Origin of the sequence: Shinella zoogloeoides, assembly GCF_020883495.1 — a bacterium.
GTDB classification, from domain to species: Bacteria; Pseudomonadota; Alphaproteobacteria; order Rhizobiales; family Rhizobiaceae; genus Shinella; species Shinella zoogloeoides.
Map to the genome: position 1 here is coordinate 3,614,555 of NZ_CP086610.1, position 23,026 is coordinate 3,637,580.

The 23,026-nt window shown below is 63.1% G+C and carries 20 protein-coding genes; 11 read left to right on the forward strand and 9 right to left on the reverse strand.

The genetic code is table 11. The features are described from left to right. Positions 1–16: 16 nt before the first annotated feature. The 6 genes from tnpB to K8M09_RS17780 all read right to left on the reverse strand — a co-directional run bounded on the left by tnpB (position 17) and on the right by K8M09_RS17780 (position 5,312). Positions 17–373 carry an IS66 family insertion sequence element accessory protein TnpB gene (gene tnpB / locus K8M09_RS17755; protein WP_160788235.1) on the reverse strand — a complete coding sequence of 119 codons (357 nt, stop codon included), beginning with the start codon at positions 371–373 and terminating at the stop codon, positions 17–19. Next, positions 370–840, reverse strand: coding sequence for an IS66-like element accessory protein TnpA (tnpA, locus tag K8M09_RS17760; RefSeq protein WP_160788234.1), 471 nt, complete (start codon positions 838–840; stop codon positions 370–372). The genes tnpB and tnpA overlap by 4 nt, the downstream gene beginning before the upstream one ends. Then, the gene (locus tag K8M09_RS17765) at positions 821–2,368 is read right to left on the reverse strand and encodes a recombinase family protein (RefSeq protein WP_229341979.1); all 1,548 of its coding nucleotides are present in this window, start codon (positions 2,366–2,368) and stop codon (positions 821–823) included. The genes tnpA and K8M09_RS17765 overlap by 20 nt, the downstream gene beginning before the upstream one ends. 79 nt (positions 2,369–2,447) lie before the next feature. Then, the gene (locus K8M09_RS17770) at positions 2,448–3,287 is read right to left on the reverse strand and encodes a recombinase family protein (RefSeq protein ID WP_160787999.1); all 840 of its coding nucleotides are present in this window, start codon (positions 3,285–3,287) and stop codon (positions 2,448–2,450) included. Between the two features lie 224 nt (positions 3,288–3,511). Further along, entirely contained in the window at positions 3,512–4,282 is a 771-nt protein-coding gene (locus K8M09_RS17775) for a hypothetical protein (protein WP_160787998.1), read from the reverse strand. A 694-nt stretch (positions 4,283–4,976) separates the two neighbouring features. Continuing rightward, positions 4,977–5,312, reverse strand: coding sequence for a hypothetical protein (locus K8M09_RS17780; protein ID WP_160787997.1), 336 nt, complete (start codon positions 5,310–5,312; stop codon positions 4,977–4,979). A 682-nt stretch (positions 5,313–5,994) separates the two neighbouring features. Here K8M09_RS17780 and K8M09_RS17785 point away from each other — a divergent pair. From K8M09_RS17785 to K8M09_RS17815, 7 genes are all read left to right on the forward strand, one after another. Beyond that, on the forward strand, positions 5,995–7,188 hold the full coding sequence (locus K8M09_RS17785) for a hypothetical protein (protein WP_206366714.1): 1,194 nt from the start codon (positions 5,995–5,997) through the stop codon (positions 7,186–7,188). Positions 7,189–7,524: 336 nt separating this feature from the next. Then, positions 7,525–8,622 carry a hypothetical protein gene (locus tag K8M09_RS17790; protein ID WP_160787996.1) on the forward strand — a complete coding sequence of 366 codons (1,098 nt, stop codon included), beginning with the start codon at positions 7,525–7,527 and terminating at the stop codon, positions 8,620–8,622. Positions 8,623–8,785: 163 nt separating this feature from the next. Further along, positions 8,786–9,292, forward strand: a complete 507-nt coding sequence (locus K8M09_RS17795) for a hypothetical protein (protein WP_160787995.1) — start codon at positions 8,786–8,788, stop codon at positions 9,290–9,292. Beyond that, positions 9,285–11,246, forward strand: coding sequence for an AAA family ATPase (locus tag K8M09_RS17800; RefSeq protein ID WP_160787994.1), 1,962 nt, complete (start codon positions 9,285–9,287; stop codon positions 11,244–11,246). Before K8M09_RS17795 ends, K8M09_RS17800 begins: the two co-directional genes overlap by 8 nt. After that, a complete protein-coding gene (locus tag K8M09_RS17805; protein WP_117371538.1) occupies positions 11,243–12,010 on the forward strand; it encodes an ATP-dependent metallopeptidase FtsH/Yme1/Tma family protein in 768 nt (255 codons plus the stop codon). Before K8M09_RS17800 ends, K8M09_RS17805 begins: the two co-directional genes overlap by 4 nt. A 330-nt stretch (positions 12,011–12,340) precedes the next feature. Continuing rightward, positions 12,341–14,716: a phosphoketolase family protein gene (locus K8M09_RS17810; RefSeq protein ID WP_117371537.1), complete on the forward strand. Its 2,376-nt coding sequence runs from the start codon at positions 12,341–12,343 to the stop codon at positions 14,714–14,716. A 37-nt stretch (positions 14,717–14,753) separates the two neighbouring features. Next, complete coding sequence (locus K8M09_RS17815) at positions 14,754–16,112, forward strand: MBL fold metallo-hydrolase RNA specificity domain-containing protein (protein WP_160787993.1); 1,359 nt, start codon at positions 14,754–14,756, stop codon at positions 16,110–16,112. 15 nt (positions 16,113–16,127) lie between these two features. Here K8M09_RS17815 and K8M09_RS17820 read toward each other — a convergent pair whose 3' ends face one another. Further along, positions 16,128–16,706 (reverse strand): GNAT family N-acetyltransferase, encoded by a 579-nt coding sequence (locus K8M09_RS17820; protein ID WP_117371535.1) that lies wholly within the window; start codon positions 16,704–16,706, stop codon positions 16,128–16,130. Between the two features lie 140 nt (positions 16,707–16,846). On the opposite strand from K8M09_RS17820, the gene K8M09_RS17825 reads away from it, so the two are divergent. Both K8M09_RS17825 and mgtA read left to right on the forward strand, forming a co-directional pair. Next, positions 16,847–17,668 (forward strand): universal stress protein, encoded by an 822-nt coding sequence (locus K8M09_RS17825; RefSeq protein ID WP_117371534.1) that lies wholly within the window; start codon positions 16,847–16,849, stop codon positions 17,666–17,668. A gap of 39 nt (positions 17,669–17,707) precedes the next feature. Next, entirely contained in the window at positions 17,708–20,287 is a 2,580-nt protein-coding gene (mgtA, locus tag K8M09_RS17830) for a magnesium-translocating P-type ATPase (RefSeq protein WP_229341981.1), read from the forward strand. 326 nt (positions 20,288–20,613) lie between these two features. Here mgtA and K8M09_RS17835 read toward each other — a convergent pair whose 3' ends face one another. Beyond that, positions 20,614–21,006, reverse strand: a complete 393-nt coding sequence (locus tag K8M09_RS17835) for an ArsR/SmtB family transcription factor (RefSeq protein WP_229341983.1) — start codon at positions 21,004–21,006, stop codon at positions 20,614–20,616. A 28-nt stretch (positions 21,007–21,034) separates the two neighbouring features. Beyond that, a complete protein-coding gene (locus K8M09_RS17840) occupies positions 21,035–21,475 on the reverse strand; it encodes an ArsR/SmtB family transcription factor (RefSeq protein ID WP_324256103.1) in 441 nt (146 codons plus the stop codon). Here K8M09_RS17840 and K8M09_RS17845 point away from each other — a divergent pair. Further along, positions 21,467–22,759, forward strand: coding sequence for an NAD(P)/FAD-dependent oxidoreductase (locus K8M09_RS17845; protein ID WP_160787990.1), 1,293 nt, complete (start codon positions 21,467–21,469; stop codon positions 22,757–22,759). The genes K8M09_RS17840 and K8M09_RS17845 overlap by 9 nt on opposite strands. A gap of 39 nt (positions 22,760–22,798) precedes the next feature. Then, positions 22,799–23,002 (forward strand): YgaP family membrane protein, encoded by a 204-nt coding sequence (locus tag K8M09_RS17850; RefSeq protein WP_050746441.1) that lies wholly within the window; start codon positions 22,799–22,801, stop codon positions 23,000–23,002. The last annotated feature ends 24 nt before the right edge of the window (positions 23,003–23,026 follow it).

Sequence of the window (23,026 nt, forward strand, 5' to 3'; positions counted from 1 at the left end):
AGCAAATCCAATAGGATCAGCCTGCTTTCGTTGGCCGCTTTACGGTGTTTCGCCTGACCCGCGTCCAGTCGATACCGGCCAGCAAAAGGGAGAACTCCTGGCTACTCATCTGCATCGCGCCATCACGGATCGGTGGCCAAACGAACGTGCCAGCCTCCAGCCATTTCGTCGCCAGGATCATGCCTGATCCGTCCCAATAAATGCAGCGCAGGCGATCGAGACGCTTGGCGCGGAACACGAACACGTCACCACAGTAGGGATCAGCTGCAAGCGCTGACGCCACCAGCGCAACAAGCCCATTCATGCCGCGCCGGAAGTCGACCGGCTGCGTCGCCACCATGATCTTCACTCCACCAGGCGAAAGTCCAATCACCGGCGTGCTCGCAACGTTGCCACGATCGCCTGCGCCAATTCGGGCGCCACCGAGCCGATCACGGTCATACGCGCGCCAGCAATCTCGATCTCAATACGCCCCGCGGCGTCATGGGCGACATCCGACGGCGAGTTCTCGCAAGACGTTCTATCGCCAACCACCGTCACCGGCACGAACATGGCCTGCTGTGCGCCGGCTTGCGCGGATCGTCGAGAGGTCAGCCCGGCTTCGCGCCGCCAGACGTTCAGCAGACCGCGATTGACGCCCCAGCGCCGGGCGATCGCCGAGATGTTCACGTCAGGTTCTGCACTTTCGGCAAGGATCCGCGCCTTCTCCTCGTCGGTCCAATTCCGCCGCTGGCGTCGACCCGTGATCACCTCGATCCGACGATACTTTCCCTCATGCCTGGCTTCATGCATGCCTTCATCCATGGCTTCAAGCATGGCATCAGCGCGATCTTCGACCATCCCGTTCCGCTCCTATCGGTGAAGGAGCTGTTCTCGCGGCCGCGATCGCAAAAGGAAAGGTGGGGTGTTCGTCGCGCTCACCATTGAACTGCGCCTTCAGCCTGGCGATCTTCTCCTGAAAACCTTCCGCAGCGGGCTCTTCGGCCGCGGAAAGTTCCATGACCAGCCTCTCACGATTGACTTCCAGCTCATCCAGGTGGTCGTCGAGGATCGCAAGACGCGGCCGGCCTTCGGCATGCCGGTCCCGGATCTGCTGCATCAGGCTTGCCTGCTGCGACTTGATGGTCGCAAGCTCGGCGGTCAACTGGTTCTTCCGGGAGGGAGCGCTCTCCAGCTTGCTCACCTCGTGCGCGACCATCTTCTGCGAAATCCGGTCGAAGATGTCGAGCGAGTAGAAGGCGGCCGGAATGCAGTTGAGGACACGCTCTTCCAGTTCGTGGCGGGTGATCGTCTTGCTGTTGCCGCAGCAGGCGCCGCCGAGGTCGTCGATCGGCAGGCGCTTCTTCCGGTTCGTACAGCTATAACGATCCTTGCCCGAAATGGCGTAGGGACCGCCGCATTCCGCGCATTCGAGCATGCCGCTCAGAAGATACTCCGGCCGGTGCGTCGCATTGAGCCGGTTGCTCTGCCCGAAATCGAACAGCTCGCCCACTTGCCTCTGCCGCTCCTTGACGCGCTGCCACAGCTCATCCGATACGATACGCATCTCCGGGACGTCCTTGAATACCCACTCGGTGGCGTCGTTGGCACGGGCGGTTCGTCGTTCGGTCTCCGGATTTTTGCGGTACTGGCGCCTGTTCCAGACGATGCGGCCGATATAGCTCTCGTTGTTGAGAATGCCGCTGCCACGGCGGACATGGCCACGGATCGCCGTATCGCGCCACTTGCGGCCGCGCGGGCCGGGGACGCCTTCATTGTTGAGGAGGTGCGCGATGTCGCGCGGAGACATCCCGTCGGCATAGAGCTGATAGATGCGGCGAACGACTTCCGCCTTGACCGGTTCGATATCCCGCAGACCCCGGATGCGGTCACCATTGGCATCGCGCTGCTGCGACAGCTTGTAGCCGTAAGCGAGGCAGGTCGACGCCTTGCCCTTCTTCACGGCGGTCTTCATGCCTTCGCGGGTGCGGTAACGGATCTGCTCAACCAGTTCATGGCTGAGTGCGGCTCTGAGCGCCATCTCAAGATCGGTGACCGGCGTGCCGGCATGGACGGTCCAGATGTCGGCGTCGCGGTAGCGCAGTTCCTTGAGGATCTTGGCGCTGTGCTCGATGTCGCGCGACAGGCGGTCGACCGTGACGCAAAGCACGACATCAATGCGCTCGCGCTTCACATGCGCCATCAGGCTCTGGATGCCAGGGCGGAGTTGATAGCTCGTGCCGCTGACCGCGGCATCGGAATAGGTGGCGACCAGTTTCCAGCCCTTCTGCTTGACGAAGGCTTCGCCCAGCTCGATCTGCGTTTCGATCGACACTTCGTGCTGGCGGTCGGTGGAGTAGCGGGCATAAAACAGGACGTTCTTGGTCACGGTCTGAATTCCATCTCAAACAATATCGTGGGGAACACTGGCCGGCAGCGCCGGCCAGTCTGATGTCTCGGCGAGGGCGTTACGGCGATGCCGCAGCACGCCGGCAGGCGAAATCCTGGCGCAGCTTCACGCGCCTCCAGAGTTCGTCGCCGACGATTCGCAAGGCAGGCGCGAAATCGTACTCACGGCCCGGTACCCAGGACCGGCCGATATAGATCTCGTCATTGAGGATGCCGGTTCGCCGATCGCGGCCGCCGCGGATGGTGGCGTCACGCCACATCCTGCCGTGGGGGCCGGGAATGCCTTGAGCGTTCAGGGCGTCGGCGATTTTTGCCGGCGACATTCCGTCGGCATACATCTGGAAAATCCGCAGGACGACTGCGGCGGTCTCGTGTTCGAGAACCCTGAACCCGAAAATGTACGTCCCATCGGCATTGTAGGCTCCGGTGTAGCGATAGCCGTAGGGCAGGGGTACAAGGTGCTCGGCCTCATAGAGGTCATCGGGCATCGGCGACCGGCGTCGACCGAGCCCGATCGCTCCATCGGGGTTGTTGTAGTAGTAGTCGATGAGATCTGCGGCCTTGATCCGCACACCGGGATCGGCGGCCCAGACTTCGATGCCTTTCGCTTCGAGTTCATGCAGCAGCCGTTGCGCGACGGCAAAGCGCGAGCACAAGCGGTCCAGCGTATGGCACAGGACGATATCGATCGATCCGATATCGACCTCTTCGAGGAGCTTGTGGATGCCGGGCTGTGCGGTGAACACGACCTCGCCGATGTCTTCGTCACGGCAGGTCAGTTCCAGTTTCCAGCCGTTCTTCCGGATGAAGGGCTCGGCGTAATAACGCTGCGAATCGGCGCAGGCGGTGTGCAGCGTATCGGCCGAGTTGCGGAGGTAGAGCAGGACTTTCTTTGTCATGGGGGCTCCTGAAGCTTGAGAAATGATTTTGGGGGACATGTTAGCCTGGCGCGGATCGCTTGAGAGCCCGCGCCACCCGCCGGTCCATCATGGTCCGGCGGAAGTGCGTGATGGGGGCAGCGTCGAGCGAGCTGCCCTTGCGTGTCGAAGCGTATCGAGGACTGGGGGCGAGATGGTCTTGCGCGGCAATAATTGCCGCGATCACGCTCGCCGCGCGGAGGTCGCTAGTGCCCCATCGCCGCGCGATAGGCGGCGGCCGCGTCGGTGTTGCCGGCAATACGGTTGTCCGAACGAGGCATCAGGATCTGATTCTCGACGTTTTCGCGGCTGCCCAGCCAATACCAACCCGTCTCATTGGGCCGAATTACAAACACCTCGTGCGGCGTGATCTTCACGCGCGCCGCGGTGGTCTCGGCCTTGATCGCCTCGTGGAAGAGCCGGTCGAGCTTGGAACTCGCACCCTTCTTGGGCGCCGGCGTTCTGGAGGCGATCTTCGAGGGCGCGATCCGCTTGGTCAGAACGAGAACACGACTGACCTTCTTGCGGCGGCCTTTTGCATCGTCGATATCGATGACGACACCGCGGCTGAGAACATCGCAGAAGACGCCGCCGCTCACAGCGACGGCGTGCGTGCTGAGAAACACGACGCTGGGATGGTCGCGCTCCACGCCGGTGCGGCTCTTCAGATAGGCGGCGAGCGTCGGCTGATCAGAAAACCAGCGCCACTGGCCGACATATCCAAGCAAACGCAAAGCCTGCTCGATCTCGTTACCCTGCGTGTGTCTGATCGGCGGGGTGTAGGAGAAGTCGAGCCAGCCTGCGCCGTAACGCACCTGGCGGATGGCATCGGCAGCCTGAGACACGGTCACGCCGGTGAGGGAGGCGATGACGACGGTCCCGGGATAGAGGCGAGACCTGGTATCCTTGATGGCGTCGTTGAGGTAGCGGGGTTTGATTGCTCCGAGGGTGGGAGCAAGTTTGGTAGGTGTCTGCACGGTACTGTCCTTCGGGTCCAGAGTGGATTTTGAAGGAATGCGCTTGCCACTATGGATCTCTCAGGCGCCCGCTCGCCCTCGATCCGATCATCTTATGCCTACTTAAAGCGCACCACACGGAATAAGGTGCTGCAGGCTGCGTCGATATCTCTGTTCATCGTACTGCCGGTCGTTTCCCGATACCGCGGCAGAGCACATTTGAGCTTTTACCACCTCTGCCTCACATCGGAATGAGGAGTGGCGCCGGGAGTTGGCCTTGCGTCGTCCGTCCCAGGATGTCGTTTCTAAAAAAGTTTACTCCCAACTTCCCTCGCGCAAGCAGGTCTGTTGGTGCGCATTCCAGCTTTGGCGACTGCCACAGCTAACTGTTCCTATGAAACAAAAGAGATGAGGCGGTCAATCTTGCACTCAGGATTCTTTCCGCTCAGACTGAACAGGAGATGAGCCGGTTCATTCGATTTTTAATAAACAAATGCTCAGGCAACGTCTATGCCGGCCCACGCTGTCGAACCGATCCCGCTCAAGCTATCGTAGACCGATTGCGCTGTAATAACTCTGGAAATCCGATTCAGAATCGAACGGCGTTTTATGAAGTAACGGGGGGAAACATGTCAGAACTTGCATACGCCGTCAGGCGTTGACCGGCACCTATTGATGGAAAGGTGAGATCGACGCAGAGCAGGCTGATGCCGCCTCAAGGGTCCCGATCGGGATCCTCGGGATGGAGAAGGTGGACCTTGCGACGAAACGGCCAGTCGCCTGTGCGATACTTGGCGACGAGTTCCTCGAAGACGATGTCGGATTCCCGCTCGTCAAATCCCTGCTCTACAAGCATCCTGACCACCCGGTCCTGAAAATCCTCCAGCACCTCTTTCGCGTCCCTGGCCGCCATGCTGGAAATTGTCATGAAGAGCGCCGTGCGGGCAATATCGTCCCGGTTCGGACGCCTTGCGTTGCGATCGGCATCACGCAGCTTCTGCTGGCGTTCGCGCTGCTCGCGATTGCGGACCTCTTCTGACTTTCTGGCCATGATGCCACTCCCATACGCCTTGCGGCCTCCTTGCCAGACGGGCGCCTTACCGGCAACGCCGCTTGTGCCGGAATCAGTAATCTTGGCTCATGAATCGGAAATCCACGGTTCGGAATCGCTAATGCGCAACTTGAGATGACCTGCGGGCACGTCGAGCTGGATCGAGACGACGTGCGGAGACGAAACGGCGTTTGCGGAATCATGGCTTCACAGCTCTGAATCGGAAATCCGGAAACCGGAATCAAAAATGCGCAATTTGTCCCGATGTGCGGGCACGTTGAGATGACATACCCGCGCATTGAGACGATGCCTGCCAGATTGTCTTCCTTGCCGGATCCCGTTCAACAGCGCTTCGTATCGTGCTTTCCGCTCCAGGCAGCGGTTCCGGCCGCGCCTTGTGACGGGACGTGTTTGTGAGAGGGCCTGAAGCGACTGACAGCGGTCTGAAACCGGGGGAGGTAATTGGAAAGCAAAAGCAAAGTAAAAAATATTTTTGCAATATCGTGATATGGTTAATTTGGGCGTTTATGGAAATAATGAATGTATTTATTTAAGTAAATAATTGAGCAATACTCAGGCTAAGCTCGGTGTCCGATTTGACAATTACTGATGTTGCGGTGACCATATGTGTGTTCGATGTTTGTGTCGAACGTATAGTATCAGTAACCAGTGAGGTTTTATCGTGAGTGCATCCAAGTTTGTCCTGCCTTCCGCCTTCGCCCATCACTATGAAAAGCTCGGGATCGCGGATGCGGTTCTTCGTGACCAGCTCGAAATCGCTGCCGGGAATATCTCTGATCTCGGCCGCCGCACGACCGAGCAGAGCTTCCTGCTCGGGGAGCATCTTGTTTCCGCTTCTGGTCTGCTCGCCGACGGTCTCTTCGACAAATGGGTCAAGAGGCGGTGCAGCTTGGCCGCCCGCACTGCGAGGGCCTATATGTCCGTCGCGCGCAATCTCGGCGAATACCGGGATGATCTGGTCGACCTGTCGGCCAGCCCGACTGTCATGTTCCATCTGGCGCACGCGCCGCATGAGAAGATCCGCGATGCGATCGCCCATGGCGAGGAGCATGGCCGTCTCCGTGTGCTCGATGTGAAAACCATCCTGGGCGATGGCGATGAGGCCAAGGACAAGACTGCCCGGGGTGACCTCCATGGAGCAGGGGGTGTGACCGGCCTGAAGGCGCTGATCGCGGTCAAGATCCGCGACGGCGTGAAACTGTTCATCGTCCATATCGAGGTCATTGTGCAGGCCATCAAGGCGGCGCTGGACCAGAAGCGGGTGATCAAGGAGGCGCTGGCCAGGGAGGTTGAAGATCTTGCCCGTGTCGCGCGTATGGAACTTGAAAGCCTGGCGCAGTTCGTGGAACCGGACAGCGACCTGCGCCGCCATCCGCGCTCGACCCAGTTTCCGAAGAAGACCGAGTGGGCGGTGGTGAACGAAACGCTGCAGAAGCTTGGGCTCTTCGATACCTGGCCGAAGTCCAAGGAATTGCCCGGTTGGCTTCGCGATGAGGTCTTGCCGGTCCTCGAATGGGCGATCTCGAAGGAGCGCAAGCCGAAATGGCCGCTGGCCCAATCGGTAGAAAAGATGGTCGCCGTCGACGATGTGGTCGAGTTGACCCCTGAAGCGGAAGCAGAGCAGGGCAAGGATCAGGCCGAAGCCTCGGTCGAGATCGATCTGGATCGCTTCACGGAGCGGTTCGGCGAAGCGCTTGAGCAGGCGACAGGCGGGCTGATGGTCGTCAGCCGCGAAACATCCAAGGTCCGCAAGCAGGTCGTGGCGGTCCCGCCGCTGGCAGCCGACGAGGCGGCAGACGGTTTGGGCGAAACGCTCCTGGATGAAGGCGCATCCGCACCGCAACTGACCGCGTAAAGCTCTCGACATGCTGGAAGGTCGATCGGTCGGCCTTCCAGCCAAACCTTCAAGGGCCGCTTGTCGGCCCTTTGTCTTGCCCGGCTTCGGCCTCGAGATGTTTTGGCCGCGGGCAGGCGTTCGAGCCTCAGCGGATGGCCAGATCGAAGCGACCGTGAGCCCGGCGTTAACCTTGTTCCGGTCCCGTTCTCATTTTTTGGCCCCGGGGTCCTTGAGCCCGAGCGCCGGTCCTGCCAGGTTGCGGCTGTTCCGGATGGCCGGAACAAAGCGGCCCAAGCCGATGCGCCAACATCGACAAGGGCCTGACCGTCAACCTTGGTAAGAAGGAATCGGGCTATGAGCACGAATACCGTTTCTGTCCCTTATGGGGAAGTTCTCCGTTCCATGATCGACGCGGCCGAAGCTGCCGCAGCTTCCGGGTCCCGCCCGCGCCCGTTCGGCTTCGGCCGCAATGCGGTTCTGGCTGCGGGTTGCGGACCGGCAGTGCGGCGCCGTCACCCGCATCTCGTCCGCTTTGCCGATGTCGAAGTCGATCTCGATCTGCTCATTGATCGTGCGATTGCCGCGATCGCCGACGGCGAGCCGGCCGAGGACGAGATCCTCGGTCACTACGTCAACATCGCCTCGCTCGTCCGGGCAGTGTCCTTCAGGGAAGGCAAGCTGCTGGAGCATGCGGTCGAGCGTCTGGCGAAAGCGAACCCGAGCATCATCGTCCTGACCCAGTCACTGAAGTTGCCGCTGGTAAAGGCCGCGGTGGAGGCTGTTGCCGGGAATGATTGGTCGAGCCTCGACGGCATCAAACTCGATTGCGAGGCACCGGCGAAGGGCAGCTACACGCCGGACCTGATCGTCGTGAACCGCGCCCGGCACACGGCCTACATCCTCGACGTCAAACGGTCGCTCGCATCCTATGGCGACACGAGCCGTCTCGAGGAGCTGAAGCTCAAAATGATGGCCTCGGCCATGGTCCTGCCGGACTGGCTCTACAAGAACCAGAAGCGGCTGATGGTGGATGCGGTCGAAGTCGCGATCGTCGATGGCGCCAGCCGCCCGAGCGATCATGCCAGTGGTGTCTGGGCGCTGTCCGAACTCGATGACCTCTTGGAGATCGACGGCGTTGCCGCCTGCATGGCCGAACTGCGCCAGCGCTTCGCCATCCGGGTGCAGCAGCTTCTCGAGGCAGCGGCGCGCAAGGCGCTCGGCGACATGGAGCAGCCTGTCTTCGCGCCGAATACGATCGTCGCGCCTGCACCCATGTGCTCGCGGATCAATCTCAACGGGCCGAGCCGGACTTACGAAGAAGACCAGGCGGCGCGCTCATACGATGATGATCACGATCGCGACGAACGGGGCTTCGATGATGGGTCCGATGAGGATGAGCCGACACCGGCCTTCATCCGGATCGGCTTTGCCCGGCGCCCTGCCAGGCACTGAGCCCCGTCGCACATTGCTCGCTACTGCCTGATGGCCTGACCGCCACGCCCTGACGATTGTCGTCAGGTGTCGCGTGGTGATCCCTCGCGTCAAGGCCGCAGCTTTCCCATCCTGTTCTTCTTATGAGCGCTGGGCCCGAATGTGGTCCGGTCAAGGAGTTCCCATGACTTCCGACATCAATCCGGATGTGCCGCCACGCATCCGCTGCGAGGCGATCCCGCCGTCCTCGACGTCCCAGAACCTCGTCTGCCATCGTGCGCACGGCACTGTCCTGCGCTATCTCGGATACGGTGCTGGCCGCCCGACCGGCGACGATCCCGCGCATCTGATCGGCCTGGCGCTCGGCCATGTCCGGCAGGGTACGGGCTTGACCGGCCTCGTACCGGATACGGTCATCGGCCGATTGCAGACCCATGCCGATACAGGCAACCCGGCCTGCCGCCTGCTGCTCGACTGGCTTTCCAGCCGTAATCGCGATCTGGCGGTCTCGACTCAGCCGGATGCGGGCAGTCCGGGTTCGGCCAAGCCCCGTCCTCTTCGCCGCCTGATCCGGGAGCGTCGCCAGGCAAGACCGGGCAGTCTGAAGAAGCGATGGCCGACCAAGGGGCAACCGCCCAGCGGCAAAACGGCAATTATTGCCGCGATGACGGAGGGGCGGATCGATGAATAAGCTGTCCCGCCTGTTCCTGCGTCGCCTCGAACGCATCGCCCGGCGCGAAGCCCAGCGCAACGCCCATCTCAATGGCCTCTTGTCGTTGAAAATCGTCGAAGTGGGCGGGCACGTTCTGCGGCGCTACTCGCCAGCCTTCGAAACCGCGTCTCTTTCCGGAGACCACGACCGCGACGTGGCGTGGGTTCGTCGGAACTTCGGCGGCTACCTTCTGCCGCCGCCTCAGCAGTCCGACATTGTAACGACTGAAGGTAAGTCGCCGACATCTTTCCTGCCGTCTCTCTACCGGCTCGGTCAAGTGACAGCCAGCGATCATGTCGCGGCAATCGATCACAAACGCCGTGCCTATGCCGTCGGTCTGGTCGGGCGGGCGGGCAAGGCGCCGCTGATCAGCAACATCGTCGCGGCCCTCGTGCTGGCCCGTGCGATCGAGAACGGTCGTGTGCCGCTTGCCAGGATCGTCCGTGCTGCCGCCATGTCGGCGCCTGTCGTCGCGCTGCATGGGCCGATCGTCGGCTTTGAGCAGGCCATGCGCCGCCTCATCGAGACACCGGGCTTCGTGCCGGGCGGCGCCTTGAGCGGCATCGATGGAGAATACGTCTATGATGACGGCACCTTTGCCGGACCCGAGGGTGCAGGCCGTACGTACATTCAGTTCCTCGGACATAGCATCGCGCGCATCGCCGGCGCCACGCTTCGGCGCCGGCTGGTGAATGCGACGACGCGTGACTATCCTGTCGTTGCGATCAGCGAGAAGGCGGAGGCCATCCCGTCCGACATCGCCATTGCCGCCGACATCGGCCTTGCGGCAGGCAGGCTGGACTATCCCTTCCTCAGTGCCATGGTGGAGGCGATGCATGGTGCCAACGGTATCACGGCGCTGGAGCAATGGTCGACGGCCTACGACGCGCATTACCTGACGATCGATGATGTCGTGCTGGCGTTCCGGCCGGGGCGCTGCGCATCCCAGGTCATTGCCGTGCTGGCGTCCCTCACCGAGCGCAATCGTGTTGCCGCTCGGGAGGATGACGATGATGACGACGAACCGGCATCCAAAGGCGCTGGCAAATCATCGAAGTCGAAGCAGGATGCGAAATCGTCGGAGAAGTCCTCATCCGGAAAAGATAGCGGCGGTGGATGGAAACGCGACAAGCTGTCAGGCGCCGAGGTCATCCAGCCGGAGCCATGGGGACCGGGAGAAAACGATCGTCCGTCGCTCGTGGTCGAGACGCTCGCCGGTTACGGCAAGGCCAAGACCTGGGCGCTGGATCTGAAGGCTGATCTGGCCGATCACAGGGCGGGCGCTCTCGCCTGGTCGGACATGAGCACCAAACTTCTGCTCCATGGACCGCCCGGGACCGGAAAGACGACTTTTGCTCGGGCGCTTTGCAACAGCCTGCAGATTCCGCTGGTCGTCACATCCGTATCGACTTGGCTGCAGGGCGGGCATCTCAACGACGTCATCGACCGGATGAGCAAGACCTTCGTCGAGGCCCGGGCCATGGCGCCGGCGATCCTGTTCATCGACGAGATCGATGGCATCGGCAAGCGGCAGCCGGCCGAACGGGAATATGCCGACTATTGGAACACCATCGTTAACAAGGCGCTCGAGTTGTTGGACGGGGCGGTCAAGAGCGAGGGGTTGATCATCGTCGGCGCGACGAACCGGCCCCAGGAGATCGATGATGCGCTGAAACGCTCCGGACGCCTGGAGACGCATATCGAGATCCCCTTGCCGGATATCGCCACGCTCACGGAAATCTTCGCTCACCATCTCGGCGATGATCTCGCATCGCTGGTCGATGGAAAGGCGTCGGATGAGACCAAGGCCGATGAGGTGGGTTCCGAGGCCGCGGGGATGAGTGCCGACGAGGCAGAAGCACCCAACATCCAGGCCGATCGGGACAGCGACGAACACACCTTGAGGGACGCTCGGGAAGGAGCCGCGACATGACAATGACATCGAAGCACATTGAACCGGGTACGCTTGAAGCGGCCGTGTCCCTTCTGAAGCGGCTGGCAACGAGGGCGATGGGGCTGACCGGCGCCGATATCGAGCGGATCGTTCGCCAGGCGCGGCTGAAGGCCCGCCGCGAAAAGCGGTCGATCCGGTATGAAGATCTCGAGGATGGTATCCGGATGGACCGGCCGCAGGTGCCGTATGATTTGCGCTGGCGCTTCGCCATCCATGAGTCTGGTCACGCAGTCGTACATCATGCCTTGAGGTTGGGGCCGATCCATGGGCTCAACATCGATGCGCCCGGAGGCGGCGGCTACAGCCAGCTCGGATTCACCGCATCCGGCAGCGATACGCTGGGCTACCGTGAGGACATGCTCGCCATGCTCATGGCGGGGCGCGCCGCCGAGCAGATCGTCGTCGGCAAGGTGTCCGCCGGATCGGGTGGCTCCGATGACAGCGATCTGGCACGGGCCACGAAGATGGCGCTCGCCATGGAGCGGTCCCTCGGCTTCGGGGCGACCCAGCCGCTGCTCTACCGCGATGATAAGGACCCGACCGCCGTGCTCGATGCTAATCCCGATCTCGCAGCCCGCATCCATGCGCGCTTGGAAAAGGCATTTGCGAGGGCGGTCGAGATTGTCAATGAGAACCGCGATAAGCTTGATGCGCTCACCAACGCGCTGTTCGATGCGCAGGCTTTGGATGGCGAGGCCGTAAGACGCCTCCTCAAAGACGGTGATCGACCGCCTTCCGTGTAGACTGTGATTCGGGCGAGCATCGATTGCCGTCGGTGATTGCTCCGATGTTGAGTCAACGTCAGTTTGCCATCAAACGGGGTAAGGCGGCGCGCTTGGACAGAGGACGTTTTGGCGAGTCTCGCCGTTCGTTGAGCTAAATCAAGATCCATTGCGCGAAAACGTCTAGGGTGAGACCATATCGGACGGAAGACAGGAGTTCGCTCCGCATGACCTTGTATCGGCCTTGGTCGGACGCGGCGTCGTGGTTGCTCAGGGACCATTAGGCCTATTTGCGCAATCTCCTCGAATGCGAACGTCGGCCTTTTCGATCCGGCCGCAGGGAGAGAATGCATGGCGAATGATCCTGACCTCGAAGACCTCGCGCTGATCGACCGCTACTGGCGGGCGGCCAACTATCTTTCGGTGGGCCAGATCTACCTGATGGACAATCCGCTGCTCCGCGAGCCTTTGAAGGCGGAGCATGTGAAGCCGCGCCTTCTCGGCCACTGGGGCACGACGCCGGGCCTCAACTTCATCTATGCCCATCTCAACCGCATCATCCGGGCGCGCGACGCCGATGTCCTCTATATCTGCGGCCCCGGCCACGGCGGGCCGGGCATGGTGGCCAATACCTATCTGGAAGGCACCTATTCGCAGGTCTATCCCGAGATCGGCGAGGATGAGGCGGGGCTGAAGGCGCTGTTCCGGCAGTTCTCCTTCCCCGGCGGCATTCCGAGCCACGCGGCCCCCGAAACGCCCGGCTCCATCCATGAGGGCGGCGAACTCGGCTATGCGCTGGTGCATGCCTATGGCGCGGCCTTCGACAATCCGGGCCTCGTCGTCGCCTGCGTGGTGGGGGATGGCGAGGCCGAGACCGGCCCGCTCGCCGCCGCCTGGCATTCCAACAAGTTCCTCAGCCCCGTCAGCGACGGCACGGTGCTGCCGATCCTCCATCTCAACGGCTACAAGATCGCCAACCCGACCGTGCTGGCGCGCCTGCCGGACGAGGAGCTGGCCCATCTCTTCACCGGCTACGGCTACGACCCGATCTTCGTGGAGGGGCATGAGCCGCAGGCGATGCACAGGGCCATGGCGGCCGCGCTCGACGCCGCCTTCGACCGCATCGCGGCCATCCGCGCCGCGGTGAAGGACGAGCCCGCCCGCCGGCCGCGCTGGCCGATGATCGTGCTGCGCAGCCCCAAGGGCTGGACGGGGCCGAAGGAGGTGGACGGCAAGATGGTGGAAAACCATTGGCGCTCCCATCAGGTGCCCGTCTCCGAGTGCCGCACCAACGCCGCCCACCGCGACATCCTCGAAGCCTGGATGCGCAGCTACGATCCCGAAGACCTCTTCGATGCGGATGGCCGCCTGAAGCCGGAGCTGCGGGCGCTGGCACCCACGGGCGCGCGCCGCATGGGCGCCAGTCCGCACGCCAATGGCGGCGTCCTTCGCAAGGAGCTGCGCACGCCCGATATCGGCGCCTATGCGGTCGCCGTGGAGCGGCCCGGCGCGGTCGAGGCACAGGCGACGAAGATCCTCGGCGACTACCTGCGCGACGTGATCCGGCTGAACGCGGCGGATCGCAACTTCCGCGTCTTCGGGCCGGACGAGACGGCCTCCAACCGGCTCTCCAGCGTCTTCGAGGCGACGGACCGGGTGTGGATGGCCAAGACGCTGCAGACGGACGACCACCTCGCGCCGGAAGGCCGCGTCATGGAAGTGCTCAGCGAGCATCTGTGCCAGGGTTGGCTGGAGGGTTATCTGCTTACCGGCCGGCACGGCTTCTTCTCCTGCTACGAGGCCTTCATCCACATCGTCGATTCGATGTTCAACCAGCATGCGAAATGGCTGAAGGTGGCGCGCGAGCTGCCCTGGCGCAGCCCCGTCTCCTCGCTCAATTACCTGCTCACCTCCCATGTCTGGCGGCAGGACCACAATGGCTTTTCCCATCAGGACCCCGGCTTCATCGACCTCGTCGCCAACAAGGGGGCGGATATCGTGCGCGTCTACCTGCCGCCGGACGCCAACACGCTGCTATGGGTCGGCGACCATTGCCTGCGGACATGGAACCGCATCAACGTCATCGTGGCCGGCAAGCAGCCGGCGCCGCAATGGCTGGCGATGGACGAGGCTACCCGCCATTGCGAGGCCGGGCTCGGCATCTGGGACTGGGCGGGCACGGAAGGCGGGCTCGAACCCGACGTAGTGATGGCGGCGGCCGGCGACGTGCCGACCATGGAGACGCTCGCGGCGGTCGACCTGCTCCGCCAGGCGGTGCCCGGCCTTCGCATCCGCGTCGTCAACGTCGTGGACCTGATGGCGCTGCAATCGCCGCAGCATCACCCGCACGGCATCGACGATGCGGCCTTCGACCGGATTTTCACCCGCGACCGGCCCGTGGTCTTCGCCCATCACGGCTATCCCTATCTCATCCACCGGCTGGTCTACAAACGCACCAACCATCCGAATTTCCACGTCAGGGGCTTCATCGAGGAGGGCACGACGACCACGCCCTTCGATATGGCCGTGATGAACCGGCTCGACCGCTACCATCTTGCCATGGAGGCCATAGAGCGCCTGCCGGCCCTTGCCGCGCGCCGGCCCGGCCTCATCGCCGCGCTGGAGGCGAAGCTTGACGCGCACCATGCCTATGTGCGCGAGCACGGCGAGGACATGCCCGAGATCCGCGACTGGAAGTGGCCCTATCCGCGGCCGGAAGCGCCTTAGCGGATCGAGGAGCACATCGGGGAAGGGGAGGCAGGACATGCTGTCATTGAAATCGCTCGGCGGTGCCGGGACCGTCACCGGCTCCAAGCATCTCCTCCGTCTCGGCGAGCACCGTATCCTTGTCGATTGCGGCCTGTTCCAGGGCCTGAAGAACCTGCGCGAGCTCAACTGGGCGCCCTTGACGGTGGCGCCGCGCGACATCGACGCGGTGATCCTCACCCATGCACATCTCGACCATTGCGGATACCTGCCGCGCCTCGTGCGCGAGGGTTATCGCGGCAAGGTCCATGCGACGCCCGCCACTCGCGACGTCGCCGAACTGATCCTGATGGACAGCGGCCATCTTCAGGAGAAGGACGCCGAATTCCTCAACCGGCACAAGCTGTCGCGGCACCAGCCGGCTTTGCCGCTCTATGGCGTCGGGGATGCGCAGCGGGCGGTGGAGCATTTCTCGACCGCCGAGTTCGGTCAGAGAGTGCGGCTTGGCGGGGATGCGTCGTTCCGCTTCCATCCCGCCGGCCATATTCTCGGCGCGGCATGGGTGGAACTGGAGTGGGGTGACCGAAATATCGTCTTTTCCGGCGATATCGGCCGCTACGGCGATCCGCTGATGCGCGATCCCGCCCCTACCGTGGAGGCCGACTATATCCTCGTCGAATCCACCTACGGCAACCGCATCCACGACAGGAGCGACCCGGCCGAGGCGCTGCGGGTGGTCGCCGAGCGGACCATCGCGCGCGGCGGTACGCTCGTCATCCCGGCCTTTGCGGTCGGCCGCGCGCAGGAACTGCTCTACTATTTTTGGAAGCTGAAGCGGGCGGGGCATCTCGGCGAGATCCCGCTGTTCCTCGACAGTCCCATGGCCATCGAGGCGACCGGGCTCATGGGTCGGCACCTGCCGGACCACCGCCTCGACACGAAGACCTGCAGGGACGTCTTCTCCATCGCCCGCTGCACCGGAGACGTCGAGGCGTCGAAGGCGATCAGCGCCAGCCGCTTCCCCAAGATCGTCATCTCCGCCTCTGGCATGGCGACGGGCGGGCGCGTGCTGCATCATCTGAAAGCCTTTGCGCCCGATGCGCGCAACACGATCCTGCTCGCCGGCTTCCAGGCCGCGGGCACGCGCGGGCGCGCGCTTCAGGACGGGGCGAGGGAACTGAAGATCCACGGCTCCTGGGTGCCGGTCAATGCGGAGGTGGCGCATCTCGACATGCTCTCGGCCCATGCCGATGCCGGCGAGCTGATGCGCTGGCTCTCCACCTGCCCGCGCCCGCCGCGCAAGGTCTTCATCGTGCACGGTGAGCCGGAAGCCTCAGAGGCGCTGCGCATCCGCATCGGGCGGGAGCTCGGGTGGGAAAGCGTGGTGCCACGTCTCGACCAGGAATTCGAGCTGTGAGCCGCAAGGCCCGGCTCAGGTGAGGCGGAGGTCCTTGCGGATCAGGATGAGCGTCGGATCGTCGGGATAGGGAACGGCGAGGAAGCCCTGTTCGCGTTCCAGCTCGATGGCCTCGCGGTTCTCGCGGCTTTCCAGCGATTCCAGCGCCTCGGCGCCGCGAGCCTGCGCGTAGCGGGCCGCATGGCGCAGCATTTCCCAGGCGACGCCCTTGTGCTTGTCCTCCGCGCGTACCGAGATCGCCACCTCGGCCTTTTTCGTCGACGGGTCGCAGGCGACCATCGCCGCCGCGATGATGGTCCCGCTGTCCTCGGCGAAGGCGAGGAAGTGCTCGGTCGCGCGGTGATCGACCCGCGTCATCGCGACGAGGCGCTCATGGCTCACCTCGCGCACGCCGCCGAGGAAACGGAAGCGCAGGTCCGCGGGCGCCAGACGGGCGAAGAAATCGCCGAGCGCCGCCTCGTCCTCGGGGCGGACCGGGCGAATGCGCAGCACGAGCCCGCTACGCGTCACCAGATCGCAGCGCCAGAGGTCGGCGGCTTCTAGCGCGGCGGAGGCGTCCGCCCGCTCCGGCTGGTCATGATGAGGATCCGTCATCGCGGTTCTCCTTCGCAAGGGTCTGGATCGATACTATCATTGTGCGCCCGCCGCCGCGACCGGGCCTTGATCCGCGTCAAGGCGCCGTCCCCCGGCGGGGCTATCCTTTGCCGCGACAGACAGGACGGAGGAACAGTCCCATGAGCTACAAATCCATTCTCGTGAACCTGGATATCGACGGGCCGGCCGAGCCGGTGGTCAAGGCGGCGAGCGAGCTGGCGCAGCGCTCCGGCGCCCGCCTGATCGGCTTTTGCGCCGCCGACGCCTACCTGCCGGTGACGGGCCCCGAAGGCGTGGCGCTCGCCACCGAAGTGATGCAGCAGATGCGGGAAGACGACGAGCGCCGCTTCAAGGAGTTGCGTGCCGAATTCGAGAGGCTGGTCGCCGGCGCGGTCGAGACCGGATGGCGCCAGGCCACGGAAGGACCAACCTATGCGCTCGTGCAGATGGCGCGGACGGCAGATCTCATCGTTACCCAGGCACGGCGCGGGGCGACGACGGGCGACCGGGCGCGCGCCGCTGATCCGGGAAGCGTCGCCCTGCAGGCGGGCCGGCCGCTCCTGGTGGTGGGGGCCGGCACGGAGCAGCGCGTCGGCCGCAAGGTCGTCGTCGCCTGGAAAGACACGAAGGAGGCGCGGCGGGCGGTGTTCGATGCCGTGCCGCTGCTTCAGGATGCAAACGACGTCGTCGTCGCCACCGTCGCCTCCACGATCGACCAATGGGCCCGCGAGGGCATCGCCGACGTGGTCTCGTTCCTCGCGCGGCACGGCGTTGCGTCGCGCAGCGAGACCGTGGAGAGCCACCGGGAAAGCGAAAGCCTGGTCGAATTGATCGACAGGCACGACGCTGATCTCGTCGTATCCGGCGCCTATGGACACAGCCGTTTGAGGGAATGGGCCTTCGGCGGCGTGACGCGCTCGCTGCTCGACGAGATCCGGCTCAACCGCTTCATGTCGAACTGACAGACATCAATCGGGGCGGCCAGGAGCGGAGACATGCATATGCAGCCGGAAACGTTCTCACCGAAGACCGTGGATGCCGCGTATTGGTCTATCCCCGCCGACACGCTTCTCACCGGGCTGGAAAGCCGCGCGGACGGCCTTTCCTCCGAGGAGGCGAAGGCGCGCCTTGCCGCCTTCGGCGACAACGCGATCCATGCACGGCGCGGCTCCTCGGCCGTCGCGGCGTTCCTGCGCCAGTTCCGCAGCCCGCTCGTGCTGATCCTCATCTTCGCGGCCGGCGTCTCGCCCGTCGTCGGGGAGGGGAGCGAGGCGGCGATCATCGCCGTCATCGTACTGGCGAGCTGCATCCTCTCCTTCACGCAGGAGCACGGCGCCTCGCGCGCGATGGAGGCTCTGACCGCGCGCATCGGGCGCAAGGCCCTCGTGCTGCGCGACGGCAGGGAGACGCCGATCCCCGTCGAGGAGGTCGTGCCCGGCGACATCGTCCGGCTCTCGGCGGGAAACCTCATCCCGGCCGACGGCATCCTGCTGGAGACGCGCGAGCTCAATGTCAGCGAGGCGGCGCTGACGGGCGAAACCTTCCCGGTGGTCAAGACTGCGGGCGTCTGCCCGCCGGCGGCGACCGTCGGCCAGCGGACGAACGCGGCCTTCACCGGCACCTCCGTGCGCAGCGGGACGGCGACGATGGCCGTGGTGAAGACGGGCGGGCAGACGGAGTTCGCCGCCATCGCCGCGGCCATCGCGCATGTCGCGCCGGAGACGGAGTTCGCGCGGGGCATCCGCCGCTTCGGCTATCTCATGACGAAGATCATGCTGGTCATCGTCATCCTCGTCTTCTTCGCCAATCTCCTGCTGCACCGGCCGGCGGTGGATTCGCTGCTGTTCTCGCTGGCGCTCGCGGTGGGCCTGACGCCGGAGCTGCTGCCGGCGATCATCAGCGTGACGCTGGCGCGGGGCGCCCGCACCATGGCGGCGAACGGCGTCATCGTGCGCCGGCTGGAGGCCATCGAGAATCTCGGCAGTATGGACATCCTGTGCACGGACAAGACCGGCACCCTCACCGAGGGCGTCATCCATCTCGACGCCTGCCTCGACGTTGCCGGGGCCGAGGCGCAGGAGGTGCGGCTCTGGGCACTCCTCAACGCTACCCTTCAGACCGGTATGGCGAACCCGCTCGACGAGGCCATCGCCGCCGGTAAGCGGCCGGAAGACGACCTTGCCGGCTATATCAAGGCGGACGAGATCCCCTACGACTTCATTCGCAAGAGGCTTTCGGTCGTCGTCCGCCGGCCGGGCGAGGCGGAGGATCTCGTGATCTGCAAGGGGGCGGTGCAGACCGTCGTCGCCGCCTGCTCGTCCGTGATGGAGGCCGGCGCGACTGTTCCCCTTGACGAGGTGCAGGCTGCCAGGATCGACGAGACGGTGCGAGCCTGGAGCGGGAAGGGCTATCGCGTGCTCGGGCTCGCCGTGCAGCGTTTTGCGCGGAAGGATGCCTATCGAGCCGAGGACGAGGCGGGGCTTGCCTTTGCCGGCTTCCTGCTCTTCCTCGATCCGCCCAAGGCGGGCATGGCGGAAACGCTGAAGGCCATCGCCGTGCGCGGCATCAGGGTGAAGGTCATCACCGGCGACAACCGCCATGTCGCCGCCCATCTGGCCGAGATCGTCGGCCTGCCGCACCGCCGCATCCTGACGGGAGAGGAAGTGCACAGCCTGACGAAGGAGGCGCTCGTCCGCCGCGTCACGCAGAACGACATCTTCGCCGAGATCGACCCGAACCAGAAGGAGCGCATCATCGCGGCGCTGCGCGGGCACGGGCATGTGGTCGGCTATCTCGGCGACGGCATCAACGATGCGCCGGCCCTGCACGAGGCCGATGTCGGCATTTCCGTGGACGGCGCGGTGGACGTGGCGCGCGAGGCCGCCGACATGATCCTGCTGCAACGCGACCTCGGCGTGCTGCTGCGCGGGGTCAACGACGGGCGCAGGATTTTCGCCAACACGATGAAGTACATTTCCATCACGACCAGCGCGAATTTCGGCAACATGGTCTCGATGGCCTTCGCCTCGCTCGCCCTGCCGTTCCTGCCGTTGCTCGCGCCGCAGATCCTGCTCAACAATTTCCTGTCGGACGTGCCGTCGCTCGCCATCGCCACCGACAATGTCGACGCCGATCAGGTCCGCACGCCGCGGCGCTGGGACATCGCTTTCGTGCGCCGCTTCATGGTGACCTTCGGGCTGATCAGCTCGCTCTTCGACTTCGTGACCTTCGCCTTCCTGCTGTTTGTCGCGAGGGCAACTGCTGAACTCTTCCAGACGGGCTGGTTTGTCGAATCGCTGATTACGCAGCTTGCTATCGTATTGGTCGTGCGTACCCGGGTCTCCTTCTGGCGCAGTCGGCCGAGCAAGTTGCTCTCCGGTCTGACACTGGTCATCGGGCTCCTCGCACTTGCAATTCCCTATTTGCCGGGTATGGGCTGGTTTGGCTTCGTTGCATTGCCTTCACCGGTTCTTGGTGGCCTGGTCACGATCACGTTTGCCTACCTGGCGGCTTCGGAAACGGCAAAGCACTGGTTCTTCGCGCACGAGCGCCACCATGGCAACGCAAAGCGTAGTCTTTGACCCGCATAAGGCATGTGCGCGGCAATGGTTGATGATATCCGTAAAGGAGATCGCCATGCCGCGCTGGATCCTCACCATAGCCGGCCATCCCGATCTTGAATCAGTTGGGCGCTGCCTTCTGCCGAAGGTTGTTACCGGTGACGGGCTCGGGCAGGGACCCCAGAAAATGCCGGTCACCCTCCCTCCACATTGACGGGGATCAAGGTCGTGGCGGCACGCTTCAAACTCATCAATTCTGCCGTTTGCGGGGGCTTGAAACTTGAAAAGACGTGGGCGCCAAATGGGTAAAGGGTAGCCGTGCGGCCTGTTTCGAATGCCACTGGCTATCATTGATGTTTCTGTCGCAGCAATTGATCAATGCCTCTCAAAGAGCGCACGATCGAAGGATCGTCAGGAATACTGTAAAGGATATGTCGCCCATCGCGACGCGGGCGAACGAATCCCGCGTTACGAAGTTTCGCCAGATGCTGCGAGAGCGATGGTTGCCTGATATCGAGGTCGATCCCGATTTCTTCTACCGAGCGCTCATCACCTGTCAGCAGGTAGTCAAGAATGAGCAAGCGCTTGTCGTTTGCGAGTAGTTTCAGGAAAGCCGCAGCTTCATCCTTGTTCGGCAGCGCAAGGCAAATGCGTCGAAGGTCTGGAAGGAAGGATGGTCGATCCGGCGTGCCGGGATCGCTTTTCTCGAACTGGGTTGCCGTTCGCTGCTCCACCATCATTTCCTCCATTCGCACGACCGTTTCGCGGCTACTTGCCTCTGTTCGGCGGGCAGAACGCGTCGTGCAAAGCCTGCACGACAGTCAGGATTTCCGGTCGGACAATCGAGTAATAGACAGTCGTTCCCTCGCGCCGCGCCTCGACCAGCCCGTCCGCTCTCAACCGCATAAGTTGTTGCGACATCGGCACTTGTTCGATTGCCAGTCCTTGTCGCAGTTCGGCGACCGATCGTTCACCATCGACCAGCGCGCACAGAACGAGCAGCCGCTGGGGGTGCGACAGACTGCGCATCAATTCGGCGGCCTTTTCGGCGGCCGGTATCATTTCCTCTACATTCATACTCTTGAATTTAAAACCTTTGAATGTTAGATGCAAGCCATAAAGCCTGGAAGCGTCTGAATTGAATGGCCTCCGGCAACCAGAAGTGGGCAGACCCATCATAGAAACAGCGGAGCGAAAGCCATGACTCATATTGTCATTCTCGGCGCAGGCCTCGGTGGAATCATCATGGCCTATGAGATGAAACGCAAGCTCCGGCGTGAAGATCGCCTGACCGTCGTCAATCTCGGCTCCAGCTATTCCTTCGTTCCTTCCAATCCATGGGTCGCGGTTGGCTGGCGGCAGCCGCAGGACATAACCGTCGATCTCGTTCCCGTTCTGAAGCAGCATGGAATCGCACTCAGGCCCGAGGGAGCACGTCGGGTCCAGCCCGCGCAAAACCGCGTCGAACTCAATGACGGCTCCCTTCTCGATTATGACTTCCTGATCATTGCTACCGGCCCCGCCCTTGCCTTCGATGAGGTGCCGGGCCTGGGACCCGATGCTCATACCCAATCCATCTGCCAGATCGGCCATGCGACCCAAGCGAAGACCGCATTCGACGCACTGGTGAAACGGCCCGGTCCCATCGTCGTTGGAGCTGTGCAAGGCGCCTCCTGCTACGGTCCGGCCTACGAGTATGCCTTCATCCTCGACACGGCGCTGCGCAATGCGCGGGTGCGGGATCAGGTTCCGATAACCTTCGTCACGCCCGAGCCCTATATCGGCCATCTCGGGCTTGATGGCGTTGGCGACACCAAGGGGCTGCTCGAAAGCGCCTTGCGCGAACGTCATATCAAGTGGATCACCAATGCCCGGACGACGACGGTCGAGCCTGGCAAGCTGATCGCCGAAGAGGTCCACGACGATGGCACCGTCAAGGCAACCCACGAACTGCCCTTCGCCTTCTCGATGATGCTGCCGGCCTTCCGCGGTGTGCCGGCGATCGCTGGTATAGAAGGGCTGACCAATCCGCGCGGTTTCGTCGTCATAGACAAGCACCAGCGCAATCCGGCTTTCCCGAATGTCTTCGGCATCGGGGTCTGCGTTGCCATTCCGCCGGTCGGCAAGAGCCCGCTCGCGGTCGGCGTGCCGAAGACCGGCTTCATGATCGAATCCATGGTGACAGCGACGGCCGAAAATATTGCCGCTCTGCTGAAGGGTGAGGAGCCAAGGGCCGTCGCGACCTGGAACGCGGTCTGTCTCGCCGATTTTGGCGATGATGGCATTGCCTTCGTCGCGCAGCCGCAAATTCCTCCGCGCAACGTGAACTGGGCGTCACGCGGCAAATGGGTCCATGCCGCCAAGATCGGGTTTGAGAAATACTTCCTGCTCAAGGTGCGGCAGGGCAAGGCCGACACGTTCTACGAAAATCTCGTGCTCAACATGCTGGGCGTCGGGAAGCTGAAGGATATCCGCATCGAAACCGCCGAGTAGGTCACACCCCTCGGTTTCAAACACACTGGAGTATTCAAAATGACGATCGATCGCGCCGTATTGATGTTTGCCGGCTGCATGGTCCTGCTGTCCCTCGCGCTCGGCTTCTATGTCTCACCATGGTGGTATCTGCTGAACGTCTTCGTCGGTTTCAATCTGATCCAATCGTCGCTCACCGGGTTTTGCCCTGCGGCGATCCTGTTCAGGAAGCTCGGCTGTCCGGCGGGTGTCGCGTTCAAATAGCCGTCAGGTTTTCTTTTTAACGAC

Bases quoted from the DNA above. Each gene is read 5' to 3' on its own strand.
- K8M09_RS17840 (WP_324256103.1), bottom strand. From the start codon at position 21,475: ATGAGTCATGGCTTTCGCTCCGCTGTTTCTATGATGGGTCTGCCCACT.
- K8M09_RS17795 (WP_160787995.1), top strand. From the start codon at position 8,786: ATGACTTCCGACATCAATCCGGATGTGCCGCCACGCATCCGCTGCGAG.
- K8M09_RS17770 (WP_160787999.1), bottom strand. From the start codon at position 3,287: ATGACAAAGAAAGTCCTGCTCTACCTCCGCAACTCGGCCGATACGCTG.
- K8M09_RS17810 (WP_117371537.1), top strand. From the start codon at position 12,341: ATGGCGAATGATCCTGACCTCGAAGACCTCGCGCTGATCGACCGCTAC.
- K8M09_RS17800 (WP_160787994.1), top strand. From the start codon at position 9,285: ATGAATAAGCTGTCCCGCCTGTTCCTGCGTCGCCTCGAACGCATCGCC.
- K8M09_RS17850 (WP_050746441.1), top strand. From the start codon at position 22,799: ATGACGATCGATCGCGCCGTATTGATGTTTGCCGGCTGCATGGTCCTG.
- K8M09_RS17835 (WP_229341983.1), bottom strand. From the start codon at position 21,006: ATGATGGTGGAGCAGCGAACGGCAACCCAGTTCGAGAAAAGCGATCCC.
- K8M09_RS17845 (WP_160787990.1), top strand. From the start codon at position 21,467: ATGACTCATATTGTCATTCTCGGCGCAGGCCTCGGTGGAATCATCATG.
- mgtA (WP_229341981.1), top strand. From the start codon at position 17,708: ATGCAGCCGGAAACGTTCTCACCGAAGACCGTGGATGCCGCGTATTGG.
- K8M09_RS17780 (WP_160787997.1), bottom strand. From the start codon at position 5,312: ATGGCCAGAAAGTCAGAAGAGGTCCGCAATCGCGAGCAGCGCGAACGC.
- K8M09_RS17805 (WP_117371538.1), top strand. From the start codon at position 11,243: ATGACAATGACATCGAAGCACATTGAACCGGGTACGCTTGAAGCGGCC.
- K8M09_RS17815 (WP_160787993.1), top strand. From the start codon at position 14,754: ATGCTGTCATTGAAATCGCTCGGCGGTGCCGGGACCGTCACCGGCTCC.
- K8M09_RS17790 (WP_160787996.1), top strand. From the start codon at position 7,525: ATGAGCACGAATACCGTTTCTGTCCCTTATGGGGAAGTTCTCCGTTCC.
- K8M09_RS17820 (WP_117371535.1), bottom strand. From the start codon at position 16,706: ATGACGGATCCTCATCATGACCAGCCGGAGCGGGCGGACGCCTCCGCC.
- tnpA (WP_160788234.1), bottom strand. From the start codon at position 840: ATGGTCGAAGATCGCGCTGATGCCATGCTTGAAGCCATGGATGAAGGC.
- K8M09_RS17825 (WP_117371534.1), top strand. From the start codon at position 16,847: ATGAGCTACAAATCCATTCTCGTGAACCTGGATATCGACGGGCCGGCC.